This is a genomic window from Flavobacterium sp. LK-23, assembly GCF_058135255.1.
On the sequence record NZ_JBYUVT010000015.1, the window covers coordinates 56376 to 83059 of the forward strand.

Below are 26684 nucleotides of genomic sequence, written 5' to 3' on the forward strand. Positions count from 1 at the left end.
TAACTTGAGATGTACTTTGTAGAGTTTCTTGCGTGTCCTTCGACTTCGCTCAGGAAGACAAAAAAAGAACTCATTCAATTGTCAGGCTGAGCGGAGTCGAAGCCACTTGTTAATTATTAAAAAGTAAATCCAAGTCTTGCATAGTAATAAGCACCACTGAATCCCATTTGTACAGCATCCCAATATCCTCCAGCTTCTGTGTTTCCTTGCTCATCTTGTTTGGACGGATATACGTTAAATAAGTTGTTGCTTCCGATAGTTAGTTTTAAACTTTTAGTGAACTGATATCCAACTGTTAAATCGGTTACCACTCTCGGGTTGTAAACATCATCTTCGTCTGCATAATCAACCAAAACAACTTTGCTGAAACGAGTAAAAGCTAGTCCGGCGTCAAATTTGTTTTTAGCATAATTTAGGTTTAAACTGAATTTGTTGTCAGGAGCAGAAGCTAATAAAAAGGCTTTTTCGCGTTTTCCGAAGAAAGTTGCTTCATCAAGAGTGCCGTTTTTGACTTTGTCAATTTTCATATCGTTGATGTTTCCAACCAAAGTGGCGCTAAGCTGACCAAAATCGTATCCTTTTTTCCAAGAGAAAACTACATCAAGACCATGTGTGCTCGTGTCTACACCATTGGCAAAAAACTGTGCTTCAGAAACACCAAGGTTTAAAGCGCTTGCATCAAAATATCCAGTAAGTACAATACGATCTTTTACCTGAATATAGTAACCGTCAATTGTTGCAGTGAAATCGCCAAAAGATGCTGTAAAACCTAAAGATGCATTTACTGCTTTTTCTTCATTTAATTTACCAATTCCAAAAGCTCTTGTAATTTCGCTGTCATTTGGCGCTAATAAAACTTCGGTTGCACCGCTTGCATTAAAGTTGGTGAAACGTAAATTATAATAAATCTGTGCTAATGATGGTGCACGGAAACCGGTACTTGCAGAACCTCTTAAATTAAAGTGTTCGCCGAGTTTTAATCTAGAGGCCAATTTTCCGTTTACAGTACTTCCAAAATCACTGTAATTCTCAAAACGAACGGCTGCATTTACCATTAAATCTTTAGTGATATCCAATTCGCCATCAGCATATAAAGAGAAGTTGGTACGGCTTTCATTTACTTCATTCGCAGGACTGTAGCCAGGAAAACCTTGCGAGCTTCCAGGTCTAGGATTTCCCGAAATAGGATCAATTGGCGCGCTTTGGGTGGTAGGATCAGTAATAGGTTGTCCATTGGTGTCGTAAGTGGTATATGATCCTTCTTCGCCAGCAAAGATTTCAAATTTTTCTACTCTAAATTCGGTTCCAAAAGCAATATTAAAGCCTTCAAGAACACTGTCATAACTTTTAGAAATATCAAAATTAGTAGTGTTTTGAAGCAAACTATGTCCTCCAGCATCAAACTCATGAGGAGATTTTTCTTCTAGGGAAGCATTTATTGTTCCTTTAATATCATATTGAAATTTATTTTTTCCGAAAGTATTACTCAAATCAAATTTCCATCCTCCAGTAGATTCTGTTTTGATTCCGGCAGCAACTGAATTGTCATTGATTTTTGATGTAATTCTTGGTGTGTAACCTCCAGGATAAACTGATTCTACAACTCTTTCTCCATCATTTCTGGTAAACGCGTAAGCATCTGTATCTCTGAAATTACTTCCTCCAAAAGCGTAGAACTCTGTTTTGTCTGCAATCGGAATAGAAAGATTGGCAAATAAATTTACTCCGTGCATACTTGCATCGCCAAAACCTTTTCTAAAATCATAAGCAGGTCTTAAGGTTTTGTTTTTGTTCAAAAACTCCCCTGTAAAGTTTATATAACCCCCTTTGGTTCCTAAGCCAACTCCGTAATTGGCAGCAACTCTCACAGAACCACCATCAAAATCCTGATCTTTTCCGTATGAATTTCCATTTCCATCTTGATCTAATCTAAAGCCTTTTGTATTTGGTGTTCCAGGGAGAAAATCGCCTTTTGCCTTTGTGTTGAAAGCTCCGTAGGTTACAGATCCAGTTAATTCGTTTACATTATCGTTTGTAATGATATTGATTACTCCCGCAATGGCATCAGAACCGTATTGTGCCGAAGCGCCGTCGCGCAAAATCTCGATCCTTTTAATAGAAGCGGCTGGAATTGCGTTCAAATCTGTTCCTGTGTTTCCACGACCTCTTGTTCCAAATAAGTTAATTAAAGACGATTGATGCCTTCTTTTTCCGTTTATTAAAACCAAAGTCTGGTCAGGTCCCATACCTCTTAATGAAGCGGGATCTACGTGATCGGCGCCATCAGAACCCGATTGTTTGTTGGCATTAAAAGAAGGAGCAACATATTGGAGTAATTGATTAATTTCAATTTTACCACTTTGTGTTGTAACATCTTTTACACTAATAACGTCAATGGGAACAGCAGAATTTACAACAGTTCTCTTCGTGCTTCTGGACCCTGTAACAACAACGTCACTTAAAACTTGACCTTCACTTTCGCCTAAAACTACATTGATCTTGTCGGCAGAAGCTACTTTTTCGACTGTTGCGAATCCTACATAACTGAAAATTAAAGTAGCGCCTTCTTTTACTTTTATTTTATAGCTACCTTCAAAATCGGTAGAAACACCATTTGAAGTTCCTTTTTCGACAATATTTACACCAGGAAGCGGTGCACCGGATTTGTCTTTTACAATACCCGAGACTTCTTTTTGTGCAAAAAGAAACGCTGAATTCAGCAGAAATAGTAATAATGCAATCTTTTTCATGGCATTTGGTTTTTTTGGTTTGTTTTTTGTTGATTAGTTTTATAAAAGTACTTTTTTTTAACAAAAAATTAGTAAAGTGTTTAAAAATTTTTAAGATTAGGTCTAAAATTATATTATTGAACATTTTTACTTCGTGCAAGAGCTATTAAATCTTATATTTGCAAAATTTTAAAGCCAAAAAATATCATTTTGGCAGAAATAAAGAAAAACACGTAAATCATAATACATTAAATAACAGGGTTTAATGTTGAAGACCTTTTTAAGAGGTCGAATAAATAAATAGAAACAAACAGATGAAAGCAGGAATTGTAGGATTGCCAAATGTTGGAAAATCAACATTATTTAATTGTTTATCTAATGCAAAAGCGCAGAGTGCTAACTTTCCGTTTTGTACAATCGAGCCAAATATTGGTGTTGTAAACGTTCCAGATCCAAGAATTAACAAATTGGAAGAATTGGTTAAACCAGAGCGCGTTCAAATGGCAACTGTAGATATCGTAGATATTGCAGGTTTGGTAAAAGGAGCAAGTAAAGGTGAAGGTCTTGGAAACCAGTTTTTAGGAAACATTAGAGAGTGTAATGCTATTATTCACGTTTTACGTTGTTTTGATAATGATAATATTGTACACGTTGATGGAAATGTAAATCCAATTCGTGATAAAGAAACTATCGATATTGAATTGCAGCTAAAAGATTTAGAAACTGTTGAAAAACGTTTAGAAAAAGTAAAACGTGCTGCAAAAACAGGAAATAAAGAAGCTCAAGCTGAAGAGGCTTTACTAAATAGAATTAGAGAGGCTTTGTTACAAGCAAAATCTGCTAGAACAATTGTACCTCAAAATAATGATGAAGAAGTTTTAATGGAAGCTTTCCAGTTAATTACAGCTAAGCCAGTTTTATATGTTTGTAATGTAGACGAAAGTTCTGCAGTAAACGGAAACAAATATGTAGATCAAGTTCGCGAATTAGTAAAAGACGAAGAAGCTGAAGTTATTGTTCTTTCAGTAGGAGCGGAGGCAGATATCACAGAATTAGAAAGCTACGAAGAGCGTCAGGTTTTCCTTGAAGATATGGGATTGGAAGAGCCAGGAGCATCAGTTTTAATTCGTGCGGCTTATAAATTGTTAAAACAGCAAACTTATTTCACAGCTGGTGTAAAAGAAGTTCGTGCTTGGACAATCAATATTGGAGCAACTGCACCACAAGCAGCGGGAGTTATTCATACTGACTTCGAAAAAGGTTTCATTCGTGCAGAGGTAATTTCATATGATGATTACGTTCAATACGGTTCTGAAGCAAAAGCAAAAGAAGCTGGAAAATTCAGAGTTGAAGGAAAAGAATATATTGTAAAAGATGGTGATGTAATGCATTTCCGTTTTAACGTTTAATTTTTTTCTTTAGAAAATAGAGTAAAGAATAAAGAGAATAGATAAAACTGCTGGAGAGATTCAGCAGTTTTTTTTACCTAAAAATCAAAGTTCTGTTTTGTCAGGCTGAGCGAAGTCGAAGCCCACGCGAAGATTGTCTGATACTTTTCGGAGCTTCTTGTATGTCCTTCGACTTCGCTCAGGATGACAAAAATAAGAATAAAAAATCCGTTTAAATCCGCGCTTTCGAGAAAGCGAATCCGAAAAATCTGCGTACCATTTTCAGGAAACAAAATTTTTGGCTCAAAAATTGGTTAGAGAATAATTAACCAATTACTAATCTAAAATCAACCAATCAAAATGCTAAAAAAATCTTTTAAAATTCTAGGCTGGACGCTTTTCGGAATTTTCAGTTTTCTTGCTCTTTACATTACTTCTGTTTTAATTATTTCTAAAATTACAGTCAACTCAGATATAGCAAAAGTCGAAGAACAAAATGCTATTCCGATTTACATTCTTTCAAACGGAGTCCATACCGATATTGTAGTTCCGATTAAAAACGAAGTTAAAGATTGGCGAAACGAAATTCAATTCAGTCAAACTCAATCAAAAGATTCGTTAATGAATTATATTGCTTTTGGCTGGGGCGATAAAGGATTTTATCTCGAAACACCAGAATGGTCAGATTTAAAAGCAAGTACAGCCTTCAAAGCTGCTTTCGGAATCAGTTCATCTGCGGTGCATGCTACATTTTTTAAACAATTAAGAGAAGGAGACGACTGCAAGCGTATTTTGGTTTCAAAAGAAGATTATCAAAAGTTAGTCACTTATATTTCAGGTAGTTTCAGCGATCCAGTTCGTCCACAATGGATTGAAGGCCACAGTTATGGTAAAAAAGATGCTTTTTATGAAGCTAAAGGAAGTTATAGCCTTTTCTATACTTGTAACACTTGGGCAAATAATGCTTTAAAAGCAGCCAATCAAAAAGCAAGTTTGTGGACGGTTTATGATAAGGGGATTTTTTGTCATTATAAATGATCCTACGATGAAGAAAGCAGTTTCGATTATCGTAATAATTGTATTGATTCTTTCCTGTAAAAAGGCTGATGCAGCTGCAGAGTCTGGTGGTTTGACATTTTATTTTGAGAATCCTCAACCGATTGATGATTCTGAACTAAATAGCTTTCCTTCTAAATTTAAAGGACTATATATGAATTCAGATTCTACTTTTTTAAGAATTGACGATAATGGAATCTTTATAGAATATTATTTTAAATTCAAGGTTCACAGACAAAAATTAGATTCTTTAAAATCTGAATACAACCTCATTAGTGGGAAATTAATTACTAAGGATAGAAAGGATAAATTTCATGTGCTTAAAAAAGGAGATTCTATTGAATTGTCTCAAAGAGATACGGATACATTATTCAGATTGTCATATAATCAGAAATTAAAGCGTATAAACGGACAATTGGTTTTAAGTGTAAGAGATTCGGTTTTTTGGAAGATAAAAACGATTACATTAGAAAAGAATATTCTTAAAATTAAAAATATTTATTTACTAGAGGACCTGAGGAAATTCGACTCCGTTACCGCTATAAAATCAAAAATGCTAGATTCGCTTTCTTATTTGATCAAACCAACAAAGAAAGAATTTAAAAATATTTTAAAAATTAGAAATCTAGGATATGATCAGGAATATAAAAAAGTTTCTAAATAAACATGGTAAAAATGTAAAATCTGCCTAAAATCCAAGAATTTAAGAGTTTTCATTATTGCGTAAATTTGAGAGAATATCAAATAAGTAGCAAATGAAAATCAAAAATATATTCTCCAAAACTTGGTTTCTCTTAAAGAATACCTTTTTAGAATTTAATGATGATAATGCCATTAAGTTAAGCGCTGCATTGGCGTACTATACCATATTTGCCTTACCACCTTTGTTGATTATTATTATCACAATTTGCGGTTTCTTTTTTGGAGAAGAAGCAGTGACTGGAGAATTATACGGACAAATTAATGGTTTGGTAGGTAATGGCGCTGCAACTCAAATTCAGGAAGCTATTAAAAATGTGCAATTATCTGGCGATAATGTTTTTGCAACCGTTTTTGGAATCGTAATGCTATTAATTGGAGCCTCGGGAGTTTTTGCAGAAATACAAAGTTCTATTAATTTTATTTGGGGACTTCGTGCAAAACCAGATAAAGGAATTAAGAAATTTATTCAAAATCGATTAATGTCATTCTCTATGATTGCTTCAGTTGGGTTTTTAATGCTAGTCAGTCTTTTTATAAGTACAACCTTAGATTTACTTAGTGCACGTTTAAAAGTCTATTTTCCAGAAAGTACCGTCTACCTATTTTACATTGTAAACGTGGTCATTGTTTTAGCCAGTATTACACTTCTCTTTGCTATAATTTTTAGAACGTTACCAGATGGAAAAATAAAATGGAAAGATGCTTTTATAGGATCAGGAGTTACAGCAATACTTTTTATGATTGGTAAATTTGCCATTGGATTTTATTTAGGTAGTTCGACAGTAGCTTCTGTATATGGTGCAGCGGGTTCTGTGATTATTATTCTGGTTTGGGTTTATTATTCAGCAATAATTCTGTATTTTGGAGCAGAATTTACTAAGGTCTATGCAAAGTCTTACGGAGGAAAAATCTATCCTAACGAATATTCTGTAGAAATTGCAAAGGAGATTTATGAAATCGACGAACCAAAAAAAGAACTAATTGAAGAAAAATAACTAAACAAGAAACCATGAAAATTATAGCCTTTGGAGGAAGTAACAGTTCACAATCAATCAATAAACGTTTGGCTACTTATGCGTCTAGTTTGTTTGAAAATGCAGAAGTTGAAGTTTTAGATCTTAACGATTTTGCAATGCCTGTATTTAGTGTAGATCTTGAAAAAGAAATTGGTCAGCATGAAGTGGCGCAAGCATTTTTGAACAAGCTTAAAGAAGCTGATCTTCTGGTTGTTTCAATGGCAGAAAATAACGGGAACTATTCTGTTGCTTTCAAAAATGTTTTCGATTGGAGTTCCAGAATTGAAAAAGATGTTTTTCAGCATAAACCAATGTTGCTATTAGCAACTTCTCCGGGCGGAAGAGGAGGCGCATCTGTTTTAGGAATTGCCCAGAATCTTTTCCCGCGTTATGGTGCAGAAATTAAAGGAAGTTTCTCATTACCAGCATTTGGCTCGAATTTTGATTTACAGGAAAATAAAATTTCTAACGTTGAGTTAGATAATGAACTGAAAAATATTATTAAATCAAATTTTTAAATGCCACAAAAAAAGATTGCCCTTATTTTCCTTTTATTAAATGTTTTTTCTATCAATTTTACTTTCGCTCAAAAGATTAGCGAAGTCGATAAAATAGTCGCAAAATATCCAAAAAATTTTGACAGCACCGAAAAACTAGCCGACAGAATCGAGAAAGATTTTGATTCGGATGCCGAGCGTGCACGAGCTATTTACACTTGGATTGCTTTTAATATAAGATATGATTACAACGCCTATTTAAATCCGCCAAGAGTGCAGGGTTTCAGTTATTCTACCGAAGCCGAAAAACAGCAAAAAATAAAACAGTTGAATGATAACCTCATTCAAAAGACTTTTAACTCTAAAAAAGCGGTTTGTGAAGGTTTTACTGCTTTGTATCAGAATTTGGCTGAACAAGTTGGTTTGAAATGCGAAATTGTTAAAGGAGATTCTAAAACGAGACTGGCTGATATTGGAAGAAAAAACACTTCGTCAAACCATGCTTGGAATATGGTTTTGATTAACAAAAAATGGCGCTTGATCGATGTAACTTGGGGTCAAGGTTATTATGATAGTAATAAAGGAAGAATGGTTAATGATTTTAATCCGATTTATTTTGATACCGATCCTGACTACTTTTTTGCCAAACATTTTCCAGATTCTGGATCGTTTTTAGGAGATCGATTAAACAAAGATGATTTCTTAAACGGTCCATTGATTTATAATAAAACGATCGAAAACGATTATAAAATCAAAACGCCAAGTTCCGGAATAATGGAAGTAAAAAATGGAGATAAAATAACTGTCGAAATTAAAAATGTTTCCAAAACCAATCAGGTTTTTTATTTAAATAAAAAGAATCAACCAGTTAAAGTTCAAAATCCAAAGGAAAAAAGAGGAGGCTTAGAGTTTCAAATTCTTATTGACAGCAATGTTGGTAATTTTATCACGATTTTTGTGGACACCGATAGTATTGTGTCTTTTAAAATTGTCTAGAAAATAAGAGTTCTTCAATATTTTATCTTTTCTGAAATTGCCGTATCTTAGCAGGAAATGAAAAGAATTTGATGCTATGGAAACAACTTTTTTGAAATCAATTTTAGATAATGATTTCTACAAATTTACAATGCAGCATGCTGTAATAAAGCTTTTTCCAAAGGCAAAAGTCCGTTACGGATTCATAAATCGGGGTAAACATATTTTTCCAGAAGGTTTTGCAGATTTACTTCGCGTTTCTGTAGATGCAATGTCGGATCTTCGTTTAACAAAAGAAGAAAAAAATTATCTGGCCCATTATTGCCCTTATTTGGATCCCACTTATTTAGATTTTCTCCAGGGATATAGTTTTGATCCTTCTGAGGTGCAAATCAGTCAAGAAGGGTCAGAAATCAGTGTTACTGTAGAAGGATTCTGGTATAGAACAATCTTGTGGGAAGTGCCGCTAATGGCATTGATTTCAGAATTGTTTTATAAAGCGAGCCATCTGATTCGCTTAAATGATGAAGCCATAAAGAATCTTACGAAAGAAAAAATTGAAAACTATAATAAACTAGGAGTTTCAGTTTTAGAATTTGGAACCAGACGTCGCCATTCTTATGAAGTTCACGACTTAGTAAATAAAACGTTGAGCACTTATGGTGGACAAAGTTTTATTGGAACAAGTAATGTGCATTTTGCAATGGTCAATAATAAGCGTCCTTTAGGAACACATGCACACGAATGGTTTATGTTTCATGCCGCGCAATATGGTTTTCAGGTCGCGAATTTTATAAGTCTCGAAAACTGGACCAAAGTTTATGGCGGTGATCTCGGAATCGCTTTAACGGATACTTATACTACAGAAATATTTTTCAACCAATTCGATAAAAAATATTCTAAGCTTTTTGATGGTGTTCGACATGACAGCGGCGACCCAATTGAGTTTGCCCAAAAAGTAATTGCTCATTATACCAAAATGGGAATTGATCCAAAATCAAAAGTTATTGTTTTTTCAGATTCTTTAAATTACGATAAAGTAAAAAAGATTGTCGATTTCTGTCAGGACAAAATAAAAATGTCATTTGGAATCGGGACAAATTTTACCAACGATGTTGGTCTTCCAGCAATGAATATGGTTATAAAATTGACAGATACAAAACCTGACAATATACATTGGCAGGGAGTTGTTAAACTTTCTGACGAAAAAAATAAAAACACGGGAACGCCCGAAATGATTGCATTGGCAAAACAAGTGTTGGGAATCAAATAGTATTTTTTTGCTGAAAAAGCAGTTTTTTATAATTTTAGCGTTTGTTTTATTTTAAAATCAATTTAAATAGAATTTAAACTGTTATTATTCATAACAAAAAAGAAATACGCTTTTATTTTTTACCGATAAATGGTACATTAGCCAAAAATCCTAAATTCATTTATGCTAGAGCAAAATCAATACAACGAAGATAATATTCGTTCACTCGATTGGAAGGAACATATTCGTATGCGTCCGGGTATGTACATCGGGAAATTAGGGGACGGATCATCACCAGATGATGGTATTTATATTCTTTTAAAAGAGGTTTTAGACAACTGTATCGATGAGTTCGTTATGGGTGCCGGAAAAACTATCGAGGTAAGTATTAAAGACAAAACAGTTTCTGTTCGTGATTACGGACGTGGAATTCCATTGGGTAAAGTAGTCGATGTAGTTTCGAAAATGAATACTGGTGGAAAGTACGATTCTAAAGCTTTCCAGAAATCGGTTGGTTTGAATGGTGTCGGAACAAAGGCAGTAAATGCTTTGTCTAATTATTTCCGTGTAGAATCGGTTCGTGATGACAAACAAAAAGCTGCTGAATTCTCTGCTGGAAATTTGGTTCTAGAAGAAGACGTTATCGATACAACAAAACGTAAAGGAACAAAAGTAATTTTTACGCCAGACGAAACGATTTTCAAAAACTATAAATTCCGTTTAGAATATGTAATCAAAATGGTCAAAAACTATTGTTATTTGAACAATGGTTTGACTATTATTTTCAACGGAGAAAAATACTATTCAGAGAACGGACTTCGTGATTTATTAGAAGAAACGATCAATGAAGACGATTTAGAATACCCAATTATCCATTTAAAAGAGCATGATATCGAGGTTGCGCTTACACACAGTAAAACGCAATACAGCGAAGAATATCACTCTTTTGTAAACGGTCAGAACACAACACAAGGAGGGACGCACTTAGCGGCTTACCGTGAAGCTGTTGTAAAAACAATTCGTGAGTTTTACAATAAGAATTTCGAAGCATCAGATGTTCGTAAATCTATTGTAAGTGCGATTAGTATTAAAGTAATGGAACCAGTTTTTGAGTCTCAGACCAAAACAAAATTAGGTTCTACCGATATGGGTTCTGATGACGGAACTCCAGCAGTTTCTGTTCGTACTTTCGTTAACGATTTCATCAAAACGAAATTGGATAATTACCTTCATAAAAATCCAACAACTGCCGAAGCTTTATTGCGTAAAATTCTGCAGGCAGAACGTGAGCGTAAAGAATTATCTGGAATTAGAAAACTGGCGACAGATCGTGCTAAAAAAGCCAATCTTCACAATAAAAAATTAAGAGATTGTCGTGCGCATCTTCCAGATACCAAAAACCCAAGAAACTTAGAAAGTACACTTTTCATTACCGAGGGAGATTCGGCTTCTGGATCGATTACAAAGTCGCGTGACGTGAATACACAAGCGGTTTTCAGTTTGCGTGGTAAGCCTTTGAATTCATACGGAATGACGAAAAAGATTGTGTATGAAAACGAAGAATTCAATTTATTGCAAGCGGCGCTTGATATCGAAGACGGACTAGAAAAATTACGTTACAACAATATCGTAATCGCTACCGATGCCGATGTCGACGGAATGCACATTCGTTTGCTTTTAATTACGTTCTTTTTACAATTTTTTCCAGAATTAATCAAAGAAGGGCATTTGTATATTTTGCAAACACCGCTTTTTAGGGTTCGTAATAAAAAAGAAACAATTTATTGTTATTCTGAGGAAGAAAGAAAAGACGCTATCGAAAAACTGAAACCAAAACCAGAAATCACCCGATTTAAAGGTTTGGGAGAGATTTCGCCAGATGAGTTCAAAAACTTTATTGGAGACACCATTCGCCTTGATCCGGTTATGATGGATAAACACACTTCTATTGAGCAGTTATTGTCTTTCTACATGGGGAAAAACACACCAGACAGACAAGAGTTTATTATCAAAAATCTGAAGGTTGAGATTGATGAATTGGAGGAGGTTTAAGAATTTTTAGAATAATAAATAGTGTCAGACGGTCTTCAAAACAAAGTTATTTATCAGCAAGTTGCCGAGTTATTGCAAAATGCCCGACAACAGGTTTTGCGTACTGTAAATTCAACAATGACAATTACCTATTTTGAAATAGGAAGAATAATTGTTGAAGAAGAACAAAATGGAAAAGATAGGGCTGAATATGGAAAGCAGCTTCTAAAAGGTTTATCCGAACAGCTAACAAAAGAGTTTGGTAAAGGCTTTTCTATTAGGAATTTAGAGCAAATTAGACAATTCTATATTATTTTTTCAAAATCCGAGTCACTGACTAGGATTTTGAAAATTCAAAAAACGCAGTCACTGACTGCGGAATTCAAATCTGAAAAAACGCAGTCAGTGTCTGCGGAATTTAATAAAGTAGATTATCAAACTTTGGCTTCATTTTTTAAATTGACATTTACCCATTATGTCTTTTTAATGCGAATTGAAGATGAAAAAGAAAGACGCTTTTATAAAATAGAATCTGAAAAACATAATTGGAGTGTTCGGGAGTTAAAACGTCAATATGACACGGCACTTTATACACGATTGGCTTTAAGCAGAGATAAAGAAGGAATTTTAAAGCTTTCAGAGCAAGGACAGATTATCGAGAAACCGAAAGATATTATTAAAGACCCTTATATTCTTGAATTTTTAGGATTACCAGAATTACATCAATATTCAGAATCGCAGTTAGAAGAAGAAATCATTAGTAAACTGGAACATTTCTTATTAGAGTTAGGTCATGGTTTTACTTTTGTTGCAAGACAGGAAAGAATTACTTTTGATGATAAACATTTTAGAATTGATTTAGTTTTTTACAATAGAATACTGCGATGTTTTGTTCTTATAGATTTAAAAATAGGCGAACTAAAACATCAGGATTTAGGTCAGATGCAAATGTATGTCAATTATTACGATAGAGAAATGCGATTGGAAGATGAAAATAAAACTATCGGAATTGTACTTTGTCAGACCAAAAGTGAAGCTGTAGTAAAATATACATTGCCAGAAAACAATGAGCAAATATTTGCCAGTAAATATAAGACCGTTTTACCAAGTGTTGAAGCTTTAAAAGAACTACTCGAAAACAAATAGAATTATAATTAGAATATAATTAAATGAAAGACGAAGAAGACGATAACATAATTCCAAACGACGACGAGAATAATCAAGATGAGAACCTGATGGATGACAATCAGGATGGAGATGACGATGATATTATTGACGTAGATGCTAAGCATTTTGAAGGACAGCATTTTTACGAAAATCAGGAAGAAGAAGGCGAAGACGTTATTACCAAAGTAACCGGAATGTACAAAGACTGGTTCTTGGATTACGCTTCGTATGTAATTTTGGAACGTGCAGTTCCTGCTATCGAGGACGGATTCAAACCTGTTCAGCGTCGTATTATGCACTCTTTGAAAGAGTTAGATGATGGTCGTTATAATAAAGTTGCCAATGTTGTTGGTCACACCATGCAGTATCACCCACACGGAGATGCAAGTATTGGTGATGCAATGGTGCAAATTGGTCAGAAAGATTTATTAATTGACTGTCAAGGAAACTGGGGAAATATTTTAACGGGCGATGGAGCAGCAGCTTCGCGTTATATTGAGGCACGTTTATCTAAATTTGCTTTAGAGGTTTTATATTCTCCTAAAATTACAGATTGGGGAGTTTCGTATGACGGTCGTCGTGCAGAACCAAACAATCTTCCAGTAAAATTCCCATTGCTTTTAGCGCAGGGAGCAGAAGGTATTGCGGTTGGACTTTCGACTAAGGTTTTACCTCATAACTTCAATGAGTTAATCGACGCTTCGATCAAGATTTTAAAAGGAAAACCATTTACGCTTTATCCTGATTTTATGACGCAGGGTATTGCCGACGTTTCTAATTACAACGACGGAATGCGTGGTGGACGTGTGCGTGTGCGTGCTAAAATTTCGCAATTAGACAAAAATACATTGGTGATTACACAGATTCCGTTTTCAACCAATACATCGAGTTTAATTGATAGTATTTTGAAAGCCAATGAAAAAGGTAAAATCAAAATCAAGAAAATCGAAGACAATACGGCTGCCGATGTTGAGATTTTAATTCACCTTTTCCCAGGCGTTTCGCCAGATAAAACTATTGACGCTTTATTTGCCTTTACCGCTTGTGAAACTTCTGTAGCGCCTTTAGGGTGTGTTATTGAAGATAATAAACCGTTGTTTATTGGTGTTTCTCAAATGTTGAAAATTTCAACAGAAAGAACAGTCGATTTACTTCGTCAGGAATTAGAAATTCAGTTAGAAGAATTAAAAAATAAGTGGCACTTTTCTACTTTGGAGAAAATCTTCATTCGTGAAGAAATGTATATTGACTTCAAATTATATGGAGACAGAGAATCACTTTATAAATATCTATACGATCGTTTTGAGCCTTTCAAAAAATCATTCGTTAGAGAAATCAATGACGACGATTTACAGCGTTTGACTCAAATCCCGATGATTCGTATTACGCGTTTCGACTCTGATAAAGCGGATGATTTAATCGCTAAGTTAGAAGATGAGATGAAAGAAGTAGAGCATAATCTGGAACATTTAACAGATTTTGCCATTGCTTATTTTACGAAATTAAAAGAGAAATACGGAAAAGGCCGTGAGCGCCAAACAGAACTTCGTGTTTTTGATAACGTTGAAGCTACAAAAGTTGTTTTAAGAAACACAAAACTTTACGTAAATCGCGAAGAGGGATTTGTTGGAACAAGTTTAAAGAAAGACGAATATGTGGGCGATTGTTCTGATATTGATGATGTTATCGTGTTTTTAAGAGACGGAACATTGATGATCACAAAAGTAGATGCCAAAACATTTATAGGAAAAGACATTATACATGCCGCAGTTTTTGATAAAAACGATAAACGCACCATTTATAATATGATGTACCGCGATGGTAAATCAGGGCCTTCTTATATAAAACGTTTTAATGTTACAGGTGTAACACGTGATAAAGCTTACGATTTAACTAATGGAACAAATGGTTCTCAGGTCGTTTATTTTTCGCATAATCCAAATGGAGAAGCTGAGGTTGTGACTATTTTGCTTCGTCAGGTTGGAACGATTAAGAAATTGAAATTCGATATAGATTTTGCTAATTTAGCGATTAAAGGACGTGGTTCTAAAGGAAACTTGGTTACCAAATATCCAATTAAGAAAATTGAATTAAAAGAAAAAGGAATTTCGACTTTACTGCCAAGAAAAGTTTGGTTTGATGATACAGTAAAACGTTTAAATGTTGATGCAAGAGGAGAATTATTAGGCGAATTTAAACCAAGTGACAAAATATTGGTAATTAGTCAATCGGGTAAATTGAAGGTTATTATTCCTGAATTATCGACTCATTTTGATGAAGATATGATTGTTTTGGAAAAATGGAAACCTAAAAAACCAATTTCTGCAATTTATTATGATGGAGAAAAAGAGCGCTATTTCTTAAAACGTTTCCTTGTAGAAAATGAAGGTAAGGAAGAAAGCTTTATTACCGATCACCCGAATTCGCAGTTAGAGATTGTTTCAACAGATTATCGTCCGGTTGCACAATTGGTTTTTGCAAAAGTAAAAGGGGTTCAAAAAGATGATTTACATATTGATGTGGAAGACTTTATAGCCGTAAAAGGTTTTAAAGCATTAGGAAATCAGTTGACAACAGATAAACTAAAGCAGGTAAACTTATTAGACCCGCTTCCTTATGAAGAACCCGTTGAAGAAGTTCCTGAAAGACCAGAAATTTCAGAAGACGATCCAGTCGAAACAGAATTAGATGACGATGGCCAGATAGGCTTGGTTTTAGAATAAAAAAATAAAAACGCTAAGATTAATTTCTTAGCGTTTTTTTATAGATGGATTCTTCGATTAATTTTCAACGGGAACAATTTCTTCCTTAATCCATTTCACTTCGTTATTCTCAATAATTACCGTAACGATATCGCCATCTTTGACTTCTCCAGAAATTAGCTTCTTTGCCAAAGGTCTTCTCAAGTGGCTTCTAATAATGCTTTTAATTGGTCTTGCTCCATATTTAGCATTAAATCCGTTTTCGGCGAGATAAGTTTTAGTCTCAATCGGAATTTCGACTTCGACATTGATGTTTTTCAATAAGTCAGTAAATTCTTTTTTAAGATGTATTTCAAATATTTTAAGAGCATTTTCTTTACTAAGTGGGGCAAAAGGAATAATTTCAGTTAATCTTCCTAAAAACTCAGGTCTGAAATAATTTGCCATAATTTCCATTAAAGAAGTCGAACTCGGAATTTCGCCGCTGTTAAAGGTTTCTACAATATGATCTGCTCCGATATTCGATGTAAAAAGTATAATAGCATTCGAAAAATCACCTTCTTTTCCTAAACGATCGTGAAGTTTACCTTCGTCCATAACTTGCAGGAAGACATCAAAAACTGATGGATGCGCTTTTTCAATTTCATCAAATAAAACAATAGAGTAGGGCTTCTGTCTAATTTTGTTGACTAGCAAACCGCCTTCTTCATAACCCACATATCCTGGAGGCGCACCATATAGAAGAGCTGCAGAATGTTCCTCTTTAAATTCAGACATGTCAAATCTGATAATTGCATTTTCATCTTGAAAAAGAAATTCAGCTAAACTTTTGGCTAATTCCGTTTTTCCAGTTCCTGTTGGACCTAAGAAGAAAAAAGATGCAATGGGCTGACCTGCTTTGCTTAAGCCTGATCTTGATTCTAAGATAGAACCTGCAACGGTGGCAATACAATGATCTTGCCCAATCACTCTTTTGCTTAAAACCTCTTCAATTGTGTTAAGTTTATTTTTTTCTTCTTCGTTTAACTTGCCTGCTGGAATTCCTGTTTTTTGTGCAATTATAAGAGACAAATCAAAAGCCTCAATATGAACACGTTTGTCTAAAGCTCTCTTTTCAATTACTTGCAAGAGGTTTTCAATATGGGCGATGATAACATCAGAAGATTCAAATGTTTTTGAATTATTCTCCTCATCAGCAATCATTAAAAAAGCAGTTTTGTTAGCTAAATCGGTTAAAAACCAATTACATTCTTTAATTAATTGTTCTTCAGATAAGCCCTTTTCATTTTGTTTAAGAGCTTCGAGTTTGCTAATAAGCGCAGCTTTTTCTTTTAAAAAAGTTTCACCAGAAGTTTTTAGAACAGACATTGTATGGTCAATCAGATTTATGGCTGATTCTGGCAAACTTTTTTCTTTTAAATACCTTTTAGATAATCGAATAGATTCAGAAATCGTTTCGTCATCAATTTGTATTTTATGATGTTCCTGATATGTTTTTATTGATTCGCGGATCATTCGAAACAAGGTTTCATCATCCGATTCTTCCAGTTTTACAATTTCAAACATTCCCGAAAGTCCTTGCTCTTTTTCGATCCTTTTTGTAAATTCATCAATTGTCGAGGTTGCAATAATGTTTAAACCTTTTGCCAATTCACCTTTTAAGACATTAGAAACTCCAGAATCTCCACCATTTTTATCTAAAAGAGTATGTATTTCTTCTATAATTAAAATTGCTTTTGGATACTGTTTTAACTCCTGAATGCAGTTTTTTAAACGGTCTTCAATTTCTCCTTTGTACGAAGCGCCGGCAATTAAAGAAGATAAATCCAGTTCGAATAACTGCACTTTGTCTAATACATCTGGAATTTTATTATTAATGACATTTTCGACCAGAGCATCAATTAAAATGGTTTTTCCAATGCCACGATCACCAATTAGCAATACATTGGGTTTAGAGAAACGGCATAAAATTTCTTTAATAGTATTTAATTCGGCTTCACGGCCTATTGCAGGTATTCTTTTCTTGTTCTTTTCAAGATTTTTATGAATGCAGTATTTACCTAAAAAGCCTTTTTTAACTTCTTGTTTGACCGCGTTATTATTTTGTGGGATAACGATCTGATCCTCCAATAATTCATTTCTAGAAATAGGATAAGATTTCATCTGGTCAAAATTGAAAGCTACACCAGGCGAACTGATGGCAATTACGACAGCATAAAGGCTAATTTCGTCTTCATTTAATGCTATTCGAACAGATTCAGCTTCCTTTATAATTTCGTCAATGAGATCGTGTGGTTCAGCATCAAAAACATTAGTGGTTTTAGGCTCTTCTTCAATTCGAACTTCTGCCCATTCATCAAGATAATAGACATCTTTGCCCATAGCTTCTAGTCGTTTTAAAAGTGATAAATCTCTATTTAAAATGGCTTTTAGCAAATGTGGAGCCGAGTAATATTTGTTTGAATTGGCTTTAGCAATCTTTTTAGCAATTTCTAATGCGCTTAACAGCTCTGTACTGAAAATGTTTTTTTCTTCTTCCATACCCAATTTAATCTTTAGACCATATCAAATACTTTTTTACTTTGTAGCTGATATTTAATCCTTTAATGCAGTTAGTTTGTTTGTCTTTGTTTAAGCGTATTGATTCGATTTTAATCTTCTTCCCTTTAACTGAGGCGCATAATTGCGCAAAAGTCAATAAATCTGCGTCGTTTTTTACAACTGGAATATCAAGATCGTCACATAAAAATTCGGCAAAATCATCTTTTACTTTACTGCCTTCTGCCACTTTTTTAAATAAAATTTCAAACTGATCTTCAGACATTTTAGGTGCTTTTTTGACTGTGGCAGTACTGTCTTTTATTGTTTTTGCTTTAGGAGCAACAGGTACGTATTGCAACATTTCTTCCAGAGGATCTTTTTTTACAGAACCGCGAGGAAGCGCAAAAGCTTCTGCTTTTTTCTCAAATTCATACGAACTAACATCCAACGGATTGGTCTTTTTTATAACTCTTGGATGCACATAAATTATCTTTTTTGCGACACGGCTAAAATCGCCATTTATGACCAGCGTAATTGTTTTTTCGCCAGGAGTGATGAAGTTGTAGACTGGGTTTGAAGAAGTCTCATCGATGCCTTTATTTTCACCAAATGCCCACTCCCAAGTCTTGGCATCTTCAGAAATTGACTTAAAATAAGCAGGCTGTCCAACGGTGATAGTTCTAGGTGCAATAATCTTTGGCGTGCCTATTTTATCGGCAGCAAATTTGTCTTTTATAACCAGCTCTTTTGTATGTGTGCAACCACCGTTTATGGTTAGTGTTACATAGTATTTTCCTGGGTTTTTGTAAATGTGAAAAGTATGCTTTCTGACATCTTTTTCTGATCCGTCTCCAAAGTCCCAAACCCATGATTTTGCATTAGGAGTTTTATCATAAAATTCTATAGATTCTTCTGATTGCGATTGGTCTGAAAAGATATAAAATTTGGCGTCTTCACAATCGACATGATTAAAAAATTGAACTATAAAGGCAATGATTCCAGCTAATAACAGGATGGTGAAAAAAAATACAATCCTAATATCGATATTTTTTTGATTCATTTTTAAATTTTGGAATATTTTACTATGTAAGATAATTTTAACAAAAAACGGAAGCAAATGTAGTTTTTATTATTTTAAAAAACTTATATTTTATACTATAAATTTTACAAAAAAGATTTGTATTCTTACAAAATATTTTGTTAGGTTTGTAACCACCTCGTTGCAAAATGTAAATAAATTCATAATAAACGAGTTACGTCCAAAAATGAGAATTTTCTCAAGGTTGAAAAAGGAAAAATGAGCGAGAAAATTATTTTTTAATGTTGCTAAAATTTTAAAAAAGACCCATTTTGGGAAGTCAATTAATTTTTAATTATCTAAAAAGAGCGTATTAATATTATTTTTTATGAGGCAGATTGTTATAATGATTCTTATGATGCATTTATTTACAGAATGCCATGCTCAAAAATATATTTCCCAAATTCCATTCAAATATGATTATTCTTTGGAACTATTAAAAAAACAGTCTCAAATGACCGAAACAGGTTTAAAGAATAAAACAGTTGTAAATGATAACTCCGAGAATTTAAGCGATGAAGTATTGGCTCTCAAAGAGAAATATTCTATTATTCTGGCTGTAATGCCAAATAAAATCACCAATTACAAATTATACTCGTACGTAGATCCTTGGTTGAACACGCCTTATAAAGAAAAGAGCTTTTCTAAAAAAGGAATCGATTGCTCTTATTTTCTACAGTCTCTATACAGTGATGTTTACAAGGTTACTCTTCCTAAAGATCCTGCTGGAATGTGGAAATCTAAATCGATCCAGATTTTTACAGGGAGGAGTTTTCTTGCCGAAGGCGATCTAGTTTTCTTTAGATACGATAAAGATCATCCAATATCTGATGTTGGCTTGTATCTGCATAATGACCGAATTCTGGCTTGTACAGACAAAGGTTTGGCAATATATAATTTCAATGATGAATACTTTCAGTTACGATATATAGGCGCAGGACGAATCAACGAAGATGGAAAGAAAAAGTAAAAAAAGTCTTGAAGAGCTTGCATACGAAATAGAAAGTATTTCCTATGATATAAGGGCAGAAGTTGTTGCTAATGAACTTCTTGAGAATAAAGCCGTGGCACAAGACGAAATCACGATTTCGAACCATGGACAGTTTTCACGAGCATACAGAAGTGATATTCTAGGAGCAGGAATTCAGGACGATAATTACGACAAACAGGAGTATCTTAATATTAGGCTGTCGCGAGATAGTATGTATGATGCATTACCTGAGGGTTTTGTTCATAGTTTGACTGAAAATAATGCGGATAAATCTGTAAAACAGATGATTAAGGAGCATAAACACCAGAAAAAGCAAGAAGCAGAAGCTCGTGTTTTTTTTACTCCTTTTGAAAATGAGATTTTTCATTATCGAACTAAAATTGAAAGTGTTGAAAGAAATTTTCTGTATCAGCTCAACGGAACTAAACCATTGGAGTTTTTCTATGATTTTTGGGGATTGTCGCACATTTATCCAGAAATTTTAGTTTCAAAGTTTATCCAGCTTTTACCATACGCCTATAAAATAGTGGGAGATATAGACTTGGCTTGTCATTGTTTGTCTAGTATTATTGAAGAAAAAGTAACTTATACAACAACTACTTCAAAAGAATATAGTGAAGAAGGAGAGCAGATTAAGTTAGGCGAAAATAGATTAGGAGTTGATTTTATTACTGGGAAAAATTACATGGATTATTCGATGAATTTAACCATAAAAATAGGTCCGATAGCGAATAAACCGTATCAGCATTATCTTAAAAACGGCGAGATAAAAATATTTATAGATTGTTTTTGCGAACATTTCTTTCCGATGGAAGTAGAAGTAAAAACAGTTTTATTAATTAATGAAGAAACCGAAGAGTTTAATTTTAGTAAAGAACCTGTGTTAGGGTACACAACACGAATTTAGTAATGGTAAAAAAGCATTTATTAGCCCTTATTGATATTAGGCTTATTGTATTTTTAGTAGCGATTATAGCAGTGAGTTTTATACTTACAATGGTATTCAGCGATAAAATAAAAGAATTTGCAGTACAGTATAAAAGAAAATTTTACATCTATGTTTTCTCATTTGTATTGATATATGCCCTTGTTGGTTTTTTGGGGTATAACAAATTATTCACAGAGTTATCAGACGAATTTCGATTTTATCAAATAGCATCACTTTTGTTCGGAATCCTTAATGTTTACCTGTACAGATGGTACTTTGATGAATTCAATAAAAAAGGATCTGTTGGTATAGAATTGTTGTTTTCTTTACTAATAACACTTTACTCAAGCGTATTATTTGTCATTATCTACACGGCATTAAACGGCATTGCCTTGACTTTTTTAATGTGTTCTCACTTCTTGGTATTTATCGTTCCAACAGGAGTTTATGCGGTATTTAATTATATGATGCAGATACCTCCTAAAGAGTATGTTACTTGGAGAATACCCGAAAGAAAAAATCCTTTTCCTGAGATAGAAAACGTTCAAATGAAAGATTTATTACTGATAACATTATTGATTCAGAAAAAAGAAAGCGATACAAAATATACCTCAATTAGATCAAAAGGTCCGGTTAGAATTGATTTTGGTGCTCTATTTTATCATACCGTTTCAGGATATAATGAGCATAATGCAGAAAGTAAAATTGATTTAAAGCATAATGGAGAAAATTACAATTGGGTTTTCTTTTTACAGCCTAAATGGTATCAGACAGCGAAATATGTAGATGCAAAATATACTTTAGGGATGAACGGCATCACTGAAAATTCAGTCATTATTTGTAAAAGACAAAGAGTGAAAGAAATTACTCAAACAAAAAAAGAAGGAAAAGGTAAAGACTTTATGTTTGAACCTAAGATGGAAAATAAAGAAAAAGAGGTTGAAGTTTAATGTTGCTGAGAAAATATGTATTACGAAGACAAACCTGAAGAATCCCCATACGGTAAGTTCCGTACTTATAAGATCAAAAAAGGAGATACACTTGCAAGCGTAGCTAGAGATCTTGGCGTTGAGGCCGATGAGCTTAGGTGGTATCATAATATGTATTGTGAGATTCCAGATTTAATAGAAGCTGATTTTAAAAGCTATTCTGAGTTTTTGATTCTGGCGCCGGAAAAATATATTGAAGAAAGAAAAGAAAAAGAAGAGAAAAAGGGACAAAAAATAAGTTTGGGAAGTGATTATGGGCTACCCTTTTTAGCAGAAAGATTAAATGGAAGATATAAGGTAAAATATACATTTGAGGTTGGAGACCAGGTTGATGTCACAGAAATGGCAATAAATGTAAAATGGCTTGCTACAGATAAAAATAGATACCATCTTTTTGAAATTGGACGAAGTAAAACTGTTCATATCAATGGTTTGCCTCCTAGTTCTTTAATTGAGAAACTTGGTGGAAAAACAGCAGAAATGCTTTATCCTCTAAAAATTGTGGTAGACAAATTTGGTAAATGGGTTGATATTTATAATTATGATGAAATTGAAAGTCGGTGGGAAAATTTAAAAAATGAAATTCTGAATTATTACGAAGGCGAATTAACGGAAGCTTATATTGATCATACGGAAAAAACCTTAACAAATTCAGATACTTTATTAAGATCGCTTCGTTCAGATTATTTTTTCAGGACATTTTTTAATGGAATTTATGTTTGTTATACAGCTGATTATTCATTTAAAGATGAAGTTTCTTTCCCTTTAGAGGAAGAAGTAGAAGCTATTTTTGAAGTTATGCAAAAAATCACTCCTCTTTTAGATGATGATGGTTTTATTAAAGTAGATCAAAAAGGCGCTTATATGGATTCAGGCTTAGGGATTTTATATGGGTATAGTCCTTCAAAAGTGAATTATAGCGCTATTTACTTCTTGAATTCGGAAACGTATACAATTGAGAAAATGAATGTAGAATGCAATATTTTATCAAATGAGCATATAAAAAATACTATTGAGATTAAGCTTTTAGAATAATAAGGAAGATAATAGTTTAAAATTCAAGGAATATCAAGGATTGTTTTGACATTAAATGAAGTAAAGTTATGAGTGAAAAACATGTAGTAGTACAAGGAGCAACTTTAAAATGCAAGTTTAGCGTAGAGCCTAAGTTAGATACGCTTAAGGTTAAAACGCACAGTAAACATTATGCTAATGATAAAGGTGCTGAAAGCAAACTCATAGCAACCGATAAAGAAATTGGTCAGACACTAGAGAAAAATACTTTTGGAAAATGTAAAATGCAACCTAACGGAAGTGGAGATTACTTGCCATGTCAAGCAGTAATTACTAAATGGAGTGGTTTTTACGAAAAAGTTACATTATCTAACAAAGGAAAAATTTTATTGGAAGACAGTAAAGGAACTTGTCCTATTGGGGGAGCTGACTGTATAGAAGTGGATAAACACGGGCAAAAAGCAGAATTGAACAGACAGAATTTGAAGAATGCTAAATCTGAAGTTCTAAAGCAAATAAACCCAATGGTAGATGTAAAAGAGCTATTCGCAATTGAACATACAGACGAAGGAATAATATATAGTTAAGAAATAGTTTCATTATTTTCTAAAAGTATAAAAATGGCAAAGGGAGTAAAAAAAATAAAATGGGTTGGTCAAAGTGGTGCGCTAAGAGATTTTAGTTTGCAGAATAAAATACTTTGCATAAAACCAAACCAAACAGCTCCATTTATGGTTGACGAATGGTATAGTGAAACCACAGAGGAAGAAAAAAGAAGAAACATCACATGGTTATGGATGGATCAGAAAAAGAAAAAGATTTTCAAGAAAGAAATAAGATCTGCTGGTACTCCTTTCGGTGTCAACTTGCCTAAAAAGCTATGTGGGTCGTATGCTTTTTATCTGGAGGCCAGTTTATATGGAAACCATGACCGCAATGCAAATACTGGATTACATGTATATGGAAAATGTGAAAAAAAAATAACTTCTTCTTCTTGGAGTAAAAAAGAAAATACAGCAGATAATAGCGAGATAAATTATGGACATGATTTATTTATTTCATTAGAAACGGAAGGTGTAAATGGTGATACATTAACATTGGAATCATATAGTGCAAAAAAAACAGAAACACCTATACAAACTGTAAATGTAAAATGCATAAATGGAGCACTTAAGGCTAAGTTTACAACAATGTCTTGTTTTATGGCAGTTCCAGGTTTGCCTAGCGATTTAGAAAATTTTTATATAAAAGTACTTGACATTACAGGAGAATATCTTAAAACTGAAAGCGGCAATGATAAAATAGTTTCTTTTACTATAAAAAATAAGAGAGTAATGCCTGTCTTTGAGCCACCAACAAATACAACTCCTTTTACTATTGATAACACTCCTAAAGAGGAAGAAATAAAAACAGAAGGTATTATTACGGCATATTTTGCTAAGGAAGAATTTACGATGGAAACAGCAGAGGTTGCTGACCAATTCGAATATAAATTTAAAACTAGAAACGCAAATATTGACAAAGACAAAATTGCTGCCATAATTAAGAAAAATGTAGACGCACAAGTAAAAGCAGATAAGAAATATGCCAAACTTGATGAAATTAAAAATGCGCTTACGGAAAACACATATGGAATAGGAGATCCTGTAACTTTTAATTTGTATAAGTTAGGAGCAAACTATATAAAAATAAACAGTGCTCCTTTAGAAGAGGAAGTATATGTCGTTGCAAAAACATTTTTATTGGACGGCAAAGAAGTATCTATTACAATAAAAGAAAAAGAGATCATTCTGATAGATGCAGATGCAAACCTACCTGTTTTGGAAGCCAAAGAAGATGGAGCGGAACTTACGACACTAAAAGCAACGGTTGAAAAAGGCTTGGCAAAAGTAAAAATAAAGCTTCGCCCGAAAGCAGATGAAGATTTAAAAGAATGGAAAGAAAAACTGCTTAAAGGGAAAAAGGAAGAAGCTTACCGCTATACATTTAAAAACGAAACTGTAATTACAGATAGCAATAAAAAACAATTTGCAGCAATAATACTAAACAATGCAAAAGAAGGAAAACAAGGCAATACAAAGATAGCAACCGGAAAAATAGCTTTTGCAGACGATGTAGAAAAAGCGTTGCAAAGCCAAACCTACAGCAGTGGTGCCACAATTAGTTTTGATACCTACAAAACACAAGCCGAAAGTCTTTGGTTAAAAGCCGAGTGCCAAGGTGAGACAGTAAAACATGAAAAGGAATTTTTGAAGAAAGATGGGGCGTATTTTGTGATTGGTAAGAAATGTGAATGCGAAGCAAGAATTAAAGCATTCATGCGTATGTTACGTGTAGGAGAAGGAACAGATAAAGAGGATGGCTACACAAAACAATTTAGCGGAAAACAATTTACAGACATGAGTAATCATCCTCATGAAGTGATAACAGCTAGTGGATATTCTTCTTCAGCAGCTGGAGCATATCAAATAATGGCAGATACATATGATGGATTAAAAACATATAGAACTAAATATAATATTGTAAATTTTGATAAAGAATCACAAGATAAATTATGCTTGGTGATTTTAAAACATAATTATCAAGAAGATCGACCAAATAGTTTTTATAATCCTACTTATTGGAAAGATAATGCAAAAACAATTAGAGATTTAGAAAAAGAAAATATAGTAAAAGAAAGAAGAAAACGATTTAAAGGAAAGAATGGAGATATTGTAAAAATGCTAATTGACAATAATTTTGACAATGCACTTTTGTTATCAGCTTTATGTTGGGCCAGTTTGCCAGATGCACCCTATGGACAACCAACTGAAACAAAGGAAAAATGCAAAGAAAATTATGAGAAATTTCTTAATGAAGAATTAGCAGGGAAAAGTGATTTATATCTCAAAAAAGGATTTTTAAAAGAGTTTGGTTATAATTGTTGTAATAATAATAGTGGAAGTGTAAAATGGCAAAATCCTTTAAAAAACAATCAAATAGCGATATATACATTTGGAGGGAGTAAAAGGCCTTGGCGTTCTGCATTTGGTAGAGTTAGAACTGATATGGCAGGAACTGATAATGGAGCTCGACCACATCATGGGCTAGATTTATTTGCAAATATTGGTACGGAAGTTTATGCTTGTTTGCCAGGAGAGGTAGTGTCATTAACTCCAGGTACTGGTTATGGAAATGGATTCGTACTTAAAATTGATGCAGGTTATTTAGACGAATTTAAAAAGCAAAGGAGAAGCGACTATTCTCCTTATTACGTCAAATCAAAAAGAACGTACGATTCACAAAAATATGATATAACAGGTTATGGTGATTTTGAGGAATATGAAGGAATTAGTGAAAGTACAGATGTTTATTTAATGTATGCTCATCTAAGTGAGGTGTCGGTAAGTCTAAATGAAAAAATTACAGAATCTAATATGGATAAAGTATTAGGTAAAACTGGTACTAGTGGAGCAACAAATACAAAAGGTCCTCATTTGCATTTTGAAATTAGGAGTAAACAAAATCCTAGCGGATATGCAGAAAGATATAATCCTGCTTTTTATGTAGATTATAAAAATGAAGATCAGTTAACTGATGCTGAAAGAGAAATTCAAGATAAAGCTATGCGTCAGTAAAATTTACAATT

Annotated in this window: 19 protein-coding genes; 16 read left to right on the forward strand and 3 right to left on the reverse strand. The window is 33.6% G+C overall.

Annotation, left to right across the window (positions count from 1 at the left end; genetic code table 11):
* Positions 1-116 precede the first annotated feature (116 nt).
* Entirely contained in the window at positions 117-2750 is a 2634-nt protein-coding gene (locus AC3Y25_RS18755; protein ID WP_489903789.1) for a TonB-dependent receptor, read from the reverse strand.
* A 293-nt stretch (positions 2751-3043) separates the two neighbouring features.
* Between AC3Y25_RS18755 and ychF the strand changes: the two genes are divergently transcribed.
* The 10 genes from ychF to AC3Y25_RS18805 all read left to right on the forward strand — a co-directional run bounded on the left by ychF (position 3044) and on the right by AC3Y25_RS18805 (position 15536).
* Positions 3044-4138, forward strand: coding sequence for a redox-regulated ATPase YchF (gene ychF, locus AC3Y25_RS18760; RefSeq protein ID WP_012024533.1), 1095 nt, complete (start codon positions 3044-3046; stop codon positions 4136-4138).
* 339 nt (positions 4139-4477) lie between these two features.
* A complete protein-coding gene (locus tag AC3Y25_RS18765; protein ID WP_489903790.1) occupies positions 4478-5155 on the forward strand; it encodes a TIGR02117 family protein in 678 nt (225 codons plus the stop codon).
* 7 nt (positions 5156-5162) lie between these two features.
* On the forward strand, positions 5163-5837 hold the full coding sequence (locus AC3Y25_RS18770) for a hypothetical protein (RefSeq protein ID WP_489903791.1): 675 nt from the start codon (positions 5163-5165) through the stop codon (positions 5835-5837).
* A gap of 91 nt (positions 5838-5928) precedes the next feature.
* Positions 5929-6870: a YihY/virulence factor BrkB family protein gene (locus AC3Y25_RS18775; RefSeq protein WP_379797840.1), complete on the forward strand. Its 942-nt coding sequence runs from the start codon at positions 5929-5931 to the stop codon at positions 6868-6870.
* Between the two features lie 14 nt (positions 6871-6884).
* A complete protein-coding gene (locus tag AC3Y25_RS18780) occupies positions 6885-7409 on the forward strand; it encodes an NADPH-dependent FMN reductase (RefSeq protein WP_489903792.1) in 525 nt (174 codons plus the stop codon).
* Positions 7410-8384, forward strand: coding sequence for a transglutaminase domain-containing protein (locus AC3Y25_RS18785; RefSeq protein WP_489903793.1), 975 nt, complete (start codon positions 7410-7412; stop codon positions 8382-8384).
* A gap of 76 nt (positions 8385-8460) precedes the next feature.
* Entirely contained in the window at positions 8461-9636 is a 1176-nt protein-coding gene (gene pncB, locus AC3Y25_RS18790) for a nicotinate phosphoribosyltransferase (protein ID WP_489903794.1), read from the forward strand.
* 162 nt (positions 9637-9798) lie between these two features.
* Positions 9799-11667 carry a DNA topoisomerase IV subunit B gene (locus AC3Y25_RS18795; protein WP_095931725.1) on the forward strand — a complete coding sequence of 623 codons (1869 nt, stop codon included), beginning with the start codon at positions 9799-9801 and terminating at the stop codon, positions 11665-11667.
* 21 nt (positions 11668-11688) lie between these two features.
* Complete coding sequence (locus AC3Y25_RS18800) at positions 11689-12792, forward strand: PDDEXK nuclease domain-containing protein (RefSeq protein ID WP_427872869.1); 1104 nt, start codon at positions 11689-11691, stop codon at positions 12790-12792.
* Between the two features lie 23 nt (positions 12793-12815).
* Positions 12816-15536: a DNA gyrase/topoisomerase IV subunit A gene (locus AC3Y25_RS18805; protein ID WP_427872870.1), complete on the forward strand. Its 2721-nt coding sequence runs from the start codon at positions 12816-12818 to the stop codon at positions 15534-15536.
* Positions 15537-15593: 57 nt separating this feature from the next.
* Here the strand turns inward: AC3Y25_RS18805 and AC3Y25_RS18810 are convergent, their stop codons facing one another.
* Positions 15594-18056 (reverse strand): AAA family ATPase, encoded by a 2463-nt coding sequence (locus AC3Y25_RS18810; protein ID WP_489903795.1) that lies wholly within the window; start codon positions 18054-18056, stop codon positions 15594-15596.
* A 7-nt stretch (positions 18057-18063) separates the two neighbouring features.
* The gene (locus tag AC3Y25_RS18815; RefSeq protein WP_379797826.1) at positions 18064-19116 is read right to left on the reverse strand and encodes a PKD domain-containing protein; all 1053 of its coding nucleotides are present in this window, start codon (positions 19114-19116) and stop codon (positions 18064-18066) included.
* Positions 19117-19462: 346 nt separating this feature from the next.
* Between AC3Y25_RS18815 and AC3Y25_RS18820 the strand changes: the two genes are divergently transcribed.
* The 6 genes from AC3Y25_RS18820 to AC3Y25_RS18845 all read left to right on the forward strand — a co-directional run bounded on the left by AC3Y25_RS18820 (position 19463) and on the right by AC3Y25_RS18845 (position 26673).
* Positions 19463-20104, forward strand: coding sequence for a C40 family peptidase (locus tag AC3Y25_RS18820; RefSeq protein ID WP_489903796.1), 642 nt, complete (start codon positions 19463-19465; stop codon positions 20102-20104).
* A complete protein-coding gene (locus tag AC3Y25_RS18825; RefSeq protein WP_320495178.1) occupies positions 20088-21032 on the forward strand; it encodes a type VI secretion system baseplate subunit TssG in 945 nt (314 codons plus the stop codon). The genes AC3Y25_RS18820 and AC3Y25_RS18825 overlap by 17 nt, the downstream gene beginning before the upstream one ends.
* Before the next feature lie 2 nt (positions 21033-21034).
* Positions 21035-22003 (forward strand): TssN family type VI secretion system protein, encoded by a 969-nt coding sequence (locus tag AC3Y25_RS18830; RefSeq protein ID WP_489903797.1) that lies wholly within the window; start codon positions 21035-21037, stop codon positions 22001-22003.
* Positions 22004-22018: 15 nt separating this feature from the next.
* The gene (locus AC3Y25_RS18835; protein WP_489903798.1) at positions 22019-23077 is read left to right on the forward strand and encodes a LysM peptidoglycan-binding domain-containing protein; all 1059 of its coding nucleotides are present in this window, start codon (positions 22019-22021) and stop codon (positions 23075-23077) included.
* 68 nt (positions 23078-23145) lie between these two features.
* Positions 23146-23643: a DUF4280 domain-containing protein gene (locus tag AC3Y25_RS18840; protein ID WP_427872880.1), complete on the forward strand. Its 498-nt coding sequence runs from the start codon at positions 23146-23148 to the stop codon at positions 23641-23643.
* A gap of 33 nt (positions 23644-23676) precedes the next feature.
* The gene (locus AC3Y25_RS18845; RefSeq protein ID WP_489903799.1) at positions 23677-26673 is read left to right on the forward strand and encodes a peptidoglycan DD-metalloendopeptidase family protein; all 2997 of its coding nucleotides are present in this window, start codon (positions 23677-23679) and stop codon (positions 26671-26673) included.
* Positions 26674-26684 lie beyond the last annotated feature (11 nt).